At 40.0% G+C, this 12,443-nt stretch carries 12 protein-coding genes; all 12 read right to left on the bottom strand.

Going from position 1 to position 12,443, the window contains the following annotated elements; all coding sequences use genetic code 11:
- The 12 genes from udk to VEB00_07210 all read right to left on the bottom strand — a co-directional run bounded on the left by udk (window position 1) and on the right by VEB00_07210 (window position 12,126).
- Entirely contained in the window at window positions 1-648 is a 648-nt protein-coding gene (gene udk, locus VEB00_07265; GenBank protein ID HYF82811.1) for a uridine kinase, read from the bottom strand.
- Complete coding sequence (locus tag VEB00_07260) at window positions 638-1,873, bottom strand: U32 family peptidase (GenBank protein ID HYF82810.1); 1,236 nt, start codon at window positions 1,871-1,873, stop codon at window positions 638-640. The genes udk and VEB00_07260 overlap by 11 nt, the downstream gene beginning before the upstream one ends.
- Window positions 1,866-2,531 (bottom strand): O-methyltransferase, encoded by a 666-nt coding sequence (locus VEB00_07255; protein HYF82809.1) that lies wholly within the window; start codon window positions 2,529-2,531, stop codon window positions 1,866-1,868. Before VEB00_07255 ends, VEB00_07260 begins: the two co-directional genes overlap by 8 nt.
- An 80-nt stretch (window positions 2,532-2,611) precedes the next feature.
- Window positions 2,612-3,637: an endolytic transglycosylase MltG gene (gene mltG / locus VEB00_07250; GenBank protein HYF82808.1), complete on the bottom strand. Its 1,026-nt coding sequence runs from the start codon at window positions 3,635-3,637 to the stop codon at window positions 2,612-2,614.
- 299 nt (window positions 3,638-3,936) lie between these two features.
- On the bottom strand, window positions 3,937-5,763 hold the full coding sequence (gene typA, locus VEB00_07245) for a translational GTPase TypA (protein ID HYF82807.1): 1,827 nt from the start codon (window positions 5,761-5,763) through the stop codon (window positions 3,937-3,939).
- A gap of 120 nt (window positions 5,764-5,883) precedes the next feature.
- Complete coding sequence (locus VEB00_07240; protein HYF82806.1) at window positions 5,884-6,804, bottom strand: diacylglycerol kinase family protein; 921 nt, start codon at window positions 6,802-6,804, stop codon at window positions 5,884-5,886.
- A 59-nt stretch (window positions 6,805-6,863) separates the two neighbouring features.
- Entirely contained in the window at window positions 6,864-7,220 is a 357-nt protein-coding gene (locus VEB00_07235; GenBank protein ID HYF82805.1) for a YlbF family regulator, read from the bottom strand.
- Window positions 7,221-7,241: 21 nt separating this feature from the next.
- Window positions 7,242-8,909 carry a ribonuclease J gene (locus tag VEB00_07230; protein ID HYF82804.1) on the bottom strand — a complete coding sequence of 556 codons (1,668 nt, stop codon included), beginning with the start codon at window positions 8,907-8,909 and terminating at the stop codon, window positions 7,242-7,244.
- A gap of 306 nt (window positions 8,910-9,215) precedes the next feature.
- Window positions 9,216-9,662: a Fur family transcriptional regulator gene (locus VEB00_07225; GenBank protein ID HYF82803.1), complete on the bottom strand. Its 447-nt coding sequence runs from the start codon at window positions 9,660-9,662 to the stop codon at window positions 9,216-9,218.
- An 85-nt stretch (window positions 9,663-9,747) separates the two neighbouring features.
- Window positions 9,748-9,909, bottom strand: coding sequence for a hypothetical protein (locus tag VEB00_07220; protein ID HYF82802.1), 162 nt, complete (start codon window positions 9,907-9,909; stop codon window positions 9,748-9,750).
- Window positions 9,897-11,741: a ferrous iron transport protein B gene (feoB, locus tag VEB00_07215; GenBank protein ID HYF82801.1), complete on the bottom strand. Its 1,845-nt coding sequence runs from the start codon at window positions 11,739-11,741 to the stop codon at window positions 9,897-9,899. The genes VEB00_07220 and feoB overlap by 13 nt, the downstream gene beginning before the upstream one ends.
- Before the next feature lie 166 nt (window positions 11,742-11,907).
- Entirely contained in the window at window positions 11,908-12,126 is a 219-nt protein-coding gene (locus VEB00_07210) for a ferrous iron transport protein A (GenBank protein ID HYF82800.1), read from the bottom strand.
- Window positions 12,127-12,443: the final 317 nt, after the last annotated feature.

Below are 12,443 nucleotides of genomic sequence, written 5' to 3'. Positions count from 1 at the left end.
TTATTGATGAAGCCCTATGATTGATTTCACCTTTGTTACCATTATATCCACGGCTACTTTGTTGTAGCCGCCTTCTGGTATTATTATATCTGCATATCTCTTAGTAGGTTCGCAGAATTCATTGTGAGCAGGCTTTACTATGTTGAGATACTGGCTGATCACCGACTCCAGGGATCTGCCTCTGTCCCTCATGTCTCTTACTATTCTTCTAATAATCCTAACATCAGCATCAGTATCTACAAAAATCTTTATGTCCATAAGTTTTCTAAGCAATGGAGAATCAAGTATCAATATTCCTTCAAGCAGTATTATCTCTCTGGGTTCAACCCGTAAAGACTGCTTTTTTCGGTTATGTACCGTAAAATCATACTGTGGTTTTTCTATAGCTTGTCCCTTAATAAGCTTCTCTACGTGCTCAATAAGCAGGTCGTTGTCAAAGGCCAGCGGGTGGTCATAGTTAACATTCACTCGTTCCTCCGCCGGCAGATGGCTCTGATCCTTGTAATAACAATCCTGTTCAATAATTGCTACATTTCTTTCTGGGATGCTCTCTAGAATTGCCCTAGTCACAGTACTTTTACCCGAGCCGGTTCCCCCCGCTATGCCAACCACTAAAGGTTTTTTGTTATATCTTGCCTCACTCCCCATCTTTGCGCTCCCTCCTTAATATATCATGCTTTTCAACAGGTCTTTCCATCTTTATAGTTACTATTTGCTGTGGATGCGGGGCAGCCGTTATCTCTTCCCCCTCAGCATTCCACATTTTCTCTAGTTTTTGACTAAACAGCTGTCTGTGCGGTCCTATTACTTCTATTTCATCCCCAACAAGCATTTTGTTCCTTTGTTCTACAGTAGCAATACCTGTTTCGCTGTCATAGTCCAACACCATTCCAACAAAAGCATAATCCCTGACATAAGCGCTTGACTCATAAATCTGCCCTTTCGCATCAGGCTTGCCAAAATAAAAACCAGTGCCAAATTCTCTGTGGCTGGCTTTGGAAAGCTCATCCAGCCATTCCTTTTTGAACTCATACCTTTGCGGGTTATCCATGTAACTGTCTAATGCCAATCTATATGCTCTTACCACTGATGCAACGTAATATGAACTTTTCATCCTGCCTTCGATTTTAAGACTTCTTATCCCTGACTCCACAAGCTCCGGAATATGCTCTATCATACATAGGTCTCTGGAGTTGAATATGTATGTCCCTCTGTCATCCTCATCTACAGGCATATATTGTCCAGGGCGCTTTTCTTCCATCAAGTAATATTTATACCTGCAGGGCTGTGCACATTCGCCTCTGTTGGCATCTCTGCCAACCATGTAGTTGCTGAGCAGGCACCTGCCTGAGTATGACATGCACATTGCCCCATGCACAAAAACCTCGTATTCCAGACTCTTTGGAGATTTGCTTATTGTTTCCCTTATCTCATCAAAGCTCAACTCTCTAGCCAATACTATTCTCTTTATCCCAAGGCTGTGCCAGAATGAGCTGCTCTTATAATTGGTGTTGCTTGCCTGGGTGCTGAGATGCAGCTCCATATCAGGTATAACCTCCCTGGCAATCATTATTACGCTCGGATCTGATACGATAAGAGCATCTGCTCCAGTATCCCCCAGCTCCTTCAGGTATTCCGGAAGCCCTTCCAGATCTTCATTATGCGGTATAATATTTACAGTAACATAAAGCTTCTTGCCATTAGCATGTGCATAATCCACGCCTTCTTTTATACCTTCCACGGTGAAGTTCCCCGCAGCTGCCCTAAGGCCATACTTTTCACCGCCTATATATACCGCATCAGCTCCATATATTAACGCCATCTTAAGTTTTTCCAGATTGCCCGCTGGGGCTAGTATTTCAGGTCTATTCATTAAATTCTACCTCCTTAAGCTTACAGCTTATGGACATACCATCACCAATGGGAATAATCGTAGTCTGCAGGCTTTCACATGAGGAAATGAAGCCTAGAAATTTCTTGAGTCTTTTTACAATAGTGATTTTTCTTCTGATAAGCAGGCTTCTTTCGGCTACCATACCCCTGAAAAGAACATTGTCACATACGAATAGTCCACCAGTCTTAAGCTTGCCTATGCTGTTCTTCATGAAATCCATATATTGGCCTTTAGCTGCATCCACAAATATCATATCAAAGCTGCCCTGAACATCTTTTAACAATTCTTCGGCATCTCCTGTTATAATCTTAATGTTATCTTCCATACCTGCCCTCTTGATAAAGTCTGCCGCCTTTACAGAGGACTCTTCATTTCTTTCAATTGTTGTAATTGAAAAACCCTCTCCTGCACAGAAACCCATATAGATTGCGGAATAGCCTATGGCTGTGCCAATCTCCAGTATGGACTTGACCTTTCCAGACTTAATCAGCACTGAAAGCAGACCCGCAATGTCCCGGGTAATGATAGGTACATGGTTCTCCTTTGCGTACTCTTCCATTTCCTTTAGTATTCCGTTGCTTTCAGGTATCATACCCAGCAGGAAGCTGTCAATATACTCATGGTTTATGTTTGTCACAATATCACCTCATATGTTCATAAAAAATACATGGATTGTGCCATGTATTTTTGTGACTTTAATAGTTTATATTTTTCGAATTATTTTTTCATTTTATTCTGAGCATTAAGGTGCTCATTATATGTCTTAGTAAAAATATGGGAGCCGTCGTCCTTTGCCACGAAATACAAGTAGTCCACATTTTCAGGATAAAGCGCAGCTTCGATAGACTTTAGACCCGGTGATGCAATGGGTCCCGGAGGCAGACCGGCATACTTGTAGGTATTATATGGTGATTCAATTTCCAAATCCTTATAAGTTAATACTTCCTTCTGCTCTTTGAAAAGGTACTGTACTGTGGCGCAGCTTTGAAGCATCATGTTCTTTTTCAGTCTGTTCTGGAATACTGCGGATATAGTCTTCCTTTCAGAATCCAGTTTGGCTTCCCTCTCAATAATAGATGCCAGGGTGATTACCTGATCTATTGTCATATTGAGCTCTTTAGCCCTATTCCTGTATTCCTCAGTAAAAATTTCATCGAAACGCCCTAGAAGCTTGTCTACAATAGCCTCTGCGGTAGTGTCTTTATATATCTCGTAAGTATCGGGGAATAGATAGCCCTCCAACTGTTTTTCTCTCTCAGGAATCTGTCCGATAAATTCATATTCATATTTTTTTGCTTCCAATGCTGCCTTAATATTCTCGGGACTTACTACTCCAAGGCTGTTTAATCTCTCTACTATCTGATTCAGCTTGTAACCTTCAGGAATTGTTAATTTCACAGTATCTACAAGGGCTTTGCCCGATACTATGACTTCAACAATTTCAGGCACATCCATGGAATTACTGACACTGTACTTGCCCGCTTTTATCTTGTCTGCCTTTTTGTTTATCTTGCAGTACATTTCAAAAACCAGACTGTTTTTTATAACATTTTCAGTCTCAAGCAGTTTTGATATTGACTTCACGCTGCTGCCCTTAGGTATAACTATCTCCCTTGTATCGGTGCTGTCTGATTTGCTGACAGCCTCCAAACCAGTGTTGTAATAGAAAAAACCGGCAGCGAATGAGAGCAATAAGCAAAAAATTATGAATCTAAATATGTTGAATTTTAGTTTGATTTTCATATTGCAACACTTCTTTCATATATTCAGTATATATTGAACGCACTTATGTTATTACGTTGTAGTATAGTGCGAATTCAATGAATATTAAGGAAACATTTACGCGAAACTTGAAATAGTAATGTACAATGTTTTTCGCGAAATATATAGAATGCGAAAAGCTTTTCCGCAATTAATATAATTTATTATATAATGTGCAACATATTTTGACAAGGCTAATAATGTCAGCTAGTGCTTATTAACATAACAAAAACGCACCCCCGCCGCAATAACGGCAGAAGGTGCATATAGTTGAAAAGTATTTATTTATTATACTTGCCGGCTTTTGCCCTTAGACTGCTATCCAATATTCTCTTTCGGAGTCTTATTGAATCAGGGGTTATCTCTACCAGCTCATCTGCGGCAATGAATTCCAAGCACTCTTCAAGACTCATGTCCAGGAAGGGTGTTAATCTTAATGCTTCATCAGTACCTGAAGCCCTCATGTTTGTAACATGTTTTTTCTTACAAACGTTGACTTCGATATCATCTGATTTTGCATTTTCTCCAACTATCATTCCTTCGTAAACCTGCACTCCAGGGCCTATGAACAATTCGCCTCTTTCTTGGGCGTTATAAAGTCCGTAGCCTGATGTCTCTCCGCTCTCAAAGGCAACAAGAGAACCTCTCTGCCTTTCAGGTACTTCCCCTTTGAACTCTTCATAACTATGAAAAACATGATGCATGATTCCGTTACCCTTAGTATCGGTCATGAACTGAGATCTATAGCCTATAAGGCCTCTTGCCGGTATCTTGAACTCAAGTCTCAGATATCCGTCGCTGTTATTGCTCATATTCAGCATTTCTGCTTTTCTGGGGCCTAATCTATCCATTACCACGCCCATGAAATCTTCAGGAACATCAATTATCAAATGCTCCATAGGCTCATGCAGCACACCGTTTATTTCTTTCATTATTACAGAAGGCTTTGACACTTGGAACTCATATCCCTGCCTTCGCATTGTTTCAATTAGTATGGAAAGATGCAATTCACCTCTTCCCGCCACTTCGAAAGTATCAGGAGAATCTGTCTCTGTAAGTCTCATTGCTACATTTGTCTCAAGTTCTTTAAACAGTCTTGACCTTAAGTGCCTTGATGTGACATAGTTGCCCTCACGTCCCGCAAAGGGGCTGTTATTTACAGTGAAGGTCATTGATATTGTAGGCTCTTCAATATTAACAAAAGCTATTGGCTCAGGATTCTGAGTATCACATATGGTTTCTCCGATATTTATTTCATCAATTCCTGCAACGGCTATGATATCACCCAAAGATGCCTCTTGGACCTCTGCCCTTTTAAGCCCCATATAGGTATATAACCTGCTCAGCTTAACGTTCTGTATCGATCCGTCCCTCTTGCAGAGAGCAGCATTCTGGCCATTTGTTATTTTGCCTCTGACTACTTTGCCCAAACCAATTCTGCCTACATAATCGTCATACTCTATTGTTGTGACAAGCATTTGCAGCGGTCCATCCACATATCCCTTTGGAGGCTCAACATAGGATATTATTGTATCAAATAGGGGTTTTAAATCCACTGATTCATCATCCAGTTTAAGTTTTGCTATGCCCTGCTTTGCTGATACGTATACAACAGGGAATTCCAACTGATGGTCATCTGCACCAAGCTCAATGAATAAATCAATTATTTCGTCCTCTACTTCATCAATCCTTGAGTCTGGTCTATCAATCTTATTAATTACAACTATTGGCTTCAATTGAAGCTCCAGTGCCTTTTTCAAAACAAAACGCGTTTGAGGCATCGGGCCTTCTGCTGCATCTACAATAAGAAGTACACTGTCAACCATCTTCAGTACACGCTCTACCTCGCCACCGAAGTCAGCATGCCCTGGGGTATCCACTATATTTATTTTAATGTCATTGTATAGCACTGCTGTATTTTTTGCGAGTATTGTAATACCTCGCTCTCTCTCCAAGTCATTGGAATCCATAACTCTTTCCATAACACTTTCATTGGTCCTGAAGGTACCGCTCTGTCTCAGCAGCCCGTCCACCAAAGTTGTCTTTCCATGATCAACATGTGCAATTATCGCTACATTTCTAATATCTTCTCTTGTTGTTTTTTCCATTTTATCTTCTCCAATACACAATTTAAGGTGTGATTCGCCTGTATATTTCACACCTCAACAATTATACGCTTATATCTATTTTTCTACAATGTTTTTATTATCATACTAAACATTATATATTTAAACTAAGATATTTAATACTTTTGGCAAAAGTTCAAATTCTGCATCATCACTTCCCGGTATCTCTCCATCTACTTCAATGAGGCCTTCGCCGTTGCTTCTTACTTTAACCTTGCTGCCTCGATACATCTTAACCTTTGGATGGCTTAGATGCTTTCCCTCATATATAAGCGGGAAGCTCTTTATCAATTCAAGCTTGCTCAAGTCTCCAAGCGTTATTATATCAAAAACTCCGTCATCTACAAGTGCTTCAGGAGCTACTTTCATTCCTCCGCCGAAATACTTGCCATTGGCTATAATGACGCTGTTCATTCTAGCTTTTAAAACAGTTTTATCATCTATGACCACTTCAAAATTCTTGTTCTTATAAAGTATTATTGTGCTTACTGCTCCCAGCATGAAGGATAAAAAGCCTTTCAGCAGCTTGGAATGCTTGTTGACCCTATTAGCTGTTTCTGCGCCTAAGCCTATATCCGCCACATTCATAAAATACCTAGTTACCGTTTTCCCTACTGTATCAATAAAGTCTACACGACCCACATCTATTTTCCTTGCTTCATTTCTCTCTAAAGTAAGCAATAACTCTTCGATGCCTTTTTTTATGCCAAGAGTTTTTATAAAATCACAGCCTGTCCCTCTGGAAAATACAACAAGCCTTGAATCTTCATACATGAGCTTACCACCCTCAAAAAATCCATTGACTACCTCATTCATTGTGCCATCCCCGCCTACAGACATTATTGTCTTATAGCCTGCATTCAATGCCTGCCTTGTAAGCTCTGTAGCATGCCCGGGGCGTTCTGTCAGTGCTGCTTCAAATTCGTAGCCCGAACCCAGCAGCACCTTCTCAAACTGAGGCCATTCCTTAGCTGTAACTTTATTTGACGAAACAGGATTCACTATAATGAATATTTTCTCCATTTTACAGTAGCTCCCCCTTGAGTAAAAGATAGAAAAAGTAAGACCTTGATTAACAAGGCTTACTCTTTACCGGGTTGTAAGAAATCCATATCCAGTTCTACCGCTTTGCCTATTATATTATATATATCAGAAAACATCTGGTTGAACTTATACTCTGCATGCAGGTACTCAGCTATATCAGGATTAAGTATTATAACCTGGTACAGGCTCTGTATCTGGCTGAGCTTAGATTCATCCGGCTTCTGTCCTGAAAGCTGCATTGCCTGAAGCTCAAACTGTCTTTTCTTGAAGTCCTGAAGCATTTCTTTTGCGCTGCTGATTTTATCTACTTTTTCCTTTGAAGCTTTATAGCTTTTGTATTCCTCTGACTCAGCCAAGGCTTTCGCCAGTTCATTTGCTTTATCATAAACATACATATTAAGACCTCCCTTAACTTGCTATATTTCCATTATAATAGGAAGAATCATAGGATTCCTCTTGGTCTTTTCATATATGAATTCCCTGAGGCTGTCCTTAACTTGCGATTTTATGGTACCCCATTCTGTTATCTGCTTTTCCTCGCATTTTGCCAAAGCTTCTTTTATGACGTTCTTCGCATCCTCCATAAGATCTTCTGACTCTCTGACGTATACAAAGCCTCTCGAAATTATATCCGGGCCTGCTACTACCTGCCCATTCTCCTTGCTTATTGTAACAACTACAACTATTAGTCCATCCTGTGAAAGATGTTTTCTATCCCTCAATACGATGTTACCTACATCGCCTACGCCAAGGCCATCAACAAGTACCTTTCCTGCGAAAACAGTTCCTGCTACACGCCCTGTATCTCTTGTGAATTCAAGCACTGTTCCGATATCCGCAACAAATATATTTTCCTTTTCCACGCCCATTTTTTCTGCTAATTGCGCATGCTGCTTAAGATGTCTATACTCCCCATGCACAGGGACAAAAAATTTCGGTTTCACCAGAGCTTGAAGAAGCTTCAGCTCTTCCTGGTATGCATGGCCAGAAACGTGGATATCTGCAAGAGATTCATATATAACATCAGCGCCTTTTTTAAAGAGCTGATTGATTACTCTTGACACAAGCTTCTCATTACCTGGTATAGGTGTTGCTGATATTACCACCCTATCTCCCGGAATTATAGTTACCTTTCTGTGTTCAGCGGTAGACATCCTGGCAAGAGCTGATAAAGGCTCACCCTGGCTGCCTGTAGTCAAAATCATTATTCTATCATTAGGGTATCTGTCAATATGTTCAACATCTATCATCACTCCGTCCGGAACGCTGATATAACCCAAGTCACATGCTACCCCTATTACATTCACCATGCTCCTGCCTACAATAGCTACTTTCCTGTTGAACATGACTGCAGCGTTTATCGCCTGCTGTATTCTATGTATATTGGATGCAAATGTTGCTAGTATCACCCTTCCAGTAGCATTTCTGAACAACTCTATGAAAGTGGCTCCTACTGTGCTCTCAGACATTGTATAGCCGGGACGCTCAACATTGGTGCTGTCAGCTAACAGTACAAGTACTCCTTGCTTGCCAAGCTCTGCAAATCTATGCAAATCCATTATTTCACCGTCTATTGGCTGGAAATCCACCTTGAAATCACCAGAGTGAACTACTACTCCAATAGGGGAATGAATAGCTATAGCTACTGAATCTGCAATGCTGTGACTGGTTTTTATAAATTCAGCCTCTAGTTCTCCAATTTTCACAATATCTTTTGGTTTAATAATCTTTAATTCTACTATAGGCAGAATGCCGAATTCTCGCAGTTTATTCTCAACTAGGCCCAAGGTCAGTTTTGTTCCATATACGGGGACATTTATCTGCGGGAGAATATATGGCAGTGCCCCTATATGGTCCTCATGGCCGTGAGTCAACAGTATAGCCTTGACCTTTTCTTTATTCTTTATAAGATATGTTACATCAGGTATAACCAGGTCAATACCCAGCATCTCCTCATCAGGGAACGCCAGACCGCAGTCTATAACTACTATGGTATCTTTGTATTCGATGGCCGTCATGTTTTTCCCGATCTCATGAAGCCCTCCCAGTGGTATTAGTTTTAATTTCGCCTTACCTTTTGACACTTTCTATATCAGTCCTTTCAGTTTTTTTCCGATCCCGATCAATAAAATAATTATACTTTATTTTTAATTTAATGAAAAGCAGAAAGCACGTCTGCCTTTAGCATCCTTTATTTTATTCTCGTCAATAATGGGTGATTTTATAACGAGTAGGAGCGTTTATTCCACCTTAATTTATTACGCTCCGTTAAACGAGTTTCATAAAAGGCTACCTTAGTTGTTAAAAACACTTAAATCATAGCCTTTTATATAACTTGTGTTTTTTGCTGCATTGAAAAAGGTATTGCATATAATATGCAATACCGTAAACTACTTCCTACACTTTTCACAGTAGCCGAAAAACTTTACGTTATGATTATTAATTTTAAAATTATATTTCTTCTCAATGCCCGTCTCTAACTGCTCCAGCAGATCTTCCTCAACCTCGATTACCTTGTTGCAGCCGACACAGATAAGATGGTGATGCTGGTGGTCCTCATTGTGATGGTTAAGCTCATATCTGCTTCTGCCATCATCAAAATTGTGCTTGTATACCAGACCCACCTCATCGAACATCTGCATAGTCCTGTAAACTGTAGCCAAGCCAATTTCAGGACATTTATCCTTCACTAGCTCATATATCTCTTCAGCACTTAAATGCTTCCCCTCAGTCTCCAATATAATATCGAGTATAGATCTTCTCTGAGGAGTTAATTTGTAGCCCTTTTCCTTTAGCTTTTCCCCCAAATACTCGTACTCTCGAATCAAAGCATCCATCTTCCTTCACACTTACTTATTCTCATATTATTATCATTTGCATATTTTTGTCAACTAATATCTTTTGCGCGGTCGATATTAATTTTTATTTTTTATCATTTTTCATAGCTTCTGCGGAGCATTTTAGACAGTTACCCGAACACGACATACTGCATTGTACAATAGTACCACACCTCGGACATTTGCCGTTTTCTTTTAAAACATATCCGCAATTTCTGCATTTTATAATCTTTTTTATATCAGCCATGCTATTATTCCTCCTGTAGCGAATGCTACTGCAAAGCTGCCAAGCCAAATAGCCAGAGCATCCCTTGTTCCTCTTTCTTTAAAAATAACCATAATTGCAGCTATGCAAGGTACAAATAGCGTCATCACTACTAATGATACAAGCACCTGCTGCTGTGTCATTACTATTGAACTGAGTCCTGCGGCTCCGAAATCTCTTCTTATAATCCCCATGATGAAAGCTGTAGCAGTTTCTTGCGGCAGCCTAAGCAGGCTTACTGTTATCGGTGACATCGCACGCTGCAAAAATACCAATGTGTTTGTATATTGTAAAACGCTTATTAATACTGCACCGAAAATGAATAATGGTACTGCCTCCTTCAAGAACATCATTGTCTTTTGGAGAGTTTTCTTTAATACGTTGCCAAGCATCGGCATCCTTATTGCAGGAAGGTCGATGAGCAGTTGGGAGCTTTCCCCCGGCATAACCTTATTGAGTATTGTTCCTGTTAGTATGAAAATTGCGAGTATCGCTGCAGTATATATAAATACATAAATTACATCCAACTGAGATATCAGTCCCATTATTACACCCAGCTGTGCGGAGCATGGTATTGCAAGTCCTAGAAGTATTGTCGCGATTATTTTCTCTCTCTTTGTACCTAATATCCTGGTAGTCATTGTTGCCATTGTGACACAGCCAAAGCCTAATATTATAGGTATTATCGCCTTCCCATTGAGGCCAAGAGAAATCAGCATTCTATCCACCAATGCCGCAATTCTAGGAAGGTAGCCGCTGTCCTCCAAAAAGGCCATAAGCAAATAAAAGCCTATGATAAGCGGTAATAAAAGACCCAATATATATATGGGCACCATTGTAAGTATCCCGAATTCTCCAATTATTAAATTTCCAATAAAACTGCTTCCACTTAATATAGGTGACATCAGTGACATAATAAACGGCCTGTATAAGCCCTCCATTATTGTTTCCTCAGTAAAGCCTACTACTGTTCCCGCTACGAATACCCCTATGATTTTATACATCAGATAGAGTGTTACTGCAAGCATTGGAATTCCTGTAACAGGTCTCAACATCCACCTGCCCATCAGCACACCAAAGGACGCTCCCTTGTTGGTCTCCTTAATAACCTTGTTAACAATCTCTTCAACCTCCCTGCGTCTTTCCATATACAATTCATCACGCATGCCTGAGGTCTTTACACCATATCTTTTTGCAATTATTTCGTCATCCTCCAGTATTATCAAGGCTTCAGCCTCACTGCAGGTGTTCTCAGCTATCTGCTTTATCCTATCAGCAAGTATTGGATTTCTATTACCCTGCCTTGCTTTTGGAAGCATCTTCATTATAGCTTCCATTCCACTCTTTTTAGCTGCCGCAGTAGGGATTACAGGAACACCAAGCAGCTCTTCCAGCTTGTTCACATCAATTTCTATACCGCTCTTTTCAAGCTCGTCCGTCATGTTCAGGGCGACTAAGACCGGCTTCCCCATGTCAATAAGCTGTTTGGTCAGAAATAAATCCCTCTCGATATGAACACTGTCAACCACGTTTAGTATTAAGTCCGCTCCAAGTATTACATCCCTGGCAACAGTTTCTTCCTCATTGAAGGAAGAAACACCATATACTCCGGGTGTATCCATCACTACATAATCCTTATATTTCCCCGTGCTTATATCAACCGTAGTTCCGGGAAAGTTTGATACATCCACATACAGACCTGTCAGATGGTTGAAGAATACTGACTTGCCGACGTTGGGATTTCCAACCAGAACCAGCTTCCTACCCTTTATATCCATATAATTAATATTATTGTTATTATGGCAATTGCTCATATTATATTTTTCCTTTCTGCACCTCAATATGTAAATCAACAGAAAATGGTCAGAAGCTAGCAAGACGAGACGTGCAAGGCGAAATGCCCGGAGCGTACGTATAATGTACGTGAGGACTTTTCGACCGCAGCACAACGAAGTATTGCGACGCTTATCACCTTTTTCGTTATACTCCTTCTACTTCTATGTCCTCCGCTAACCCTCTTCCTATTGCAACCTCCTGCATCCTGTTCTGCAGTATGATAGGTCCTCCAGGAAGCTTCTCGCTGCAAAGAAATACTGCCCCTTCATATATTCCAATCCTTATAGCCTGGGTTTTCAGGTCTTTATTATCAATTTTTTTTATTCTTACCTTATTCCCTCTTTTTACTTTATCTAATGTCATACTCTACACCTCCTCAGCTTATTGATAATCATTCTCATTCATTTATTTTAAGTATGCCTCTTTTCTGGCTGTGCCAATTAGAGGCCGTGTCATATTTATTGCTCAAATTAATAATAATATAGTTGAGAATGATTGTCAATACCATTTAGTATGGATAAAATAATTATTTTGAGAAATCTTATACTATGTATATAATGACGCCTAATTGTATATCACAATTAGGTAAAAGTTTGAAAAATTGATAAAAAAGTGTCATTTATTTTTCCAATGTGCTATTATGTACTTGTATACATATTAATTTTGGGGAGGTATTTCAG

The organism is Clostridia bacterium (assembly GCA_035628995.1).
Classification (GTDB): Bacteria; Bacillota; Clostridia; order Lutisporales; family Lutisporaceae; genus BRH-c25.
Note: the sequence above shows the minus strand (reverse complement) of the source record. Positions and strands in the feature narration are given on the sequence as shown.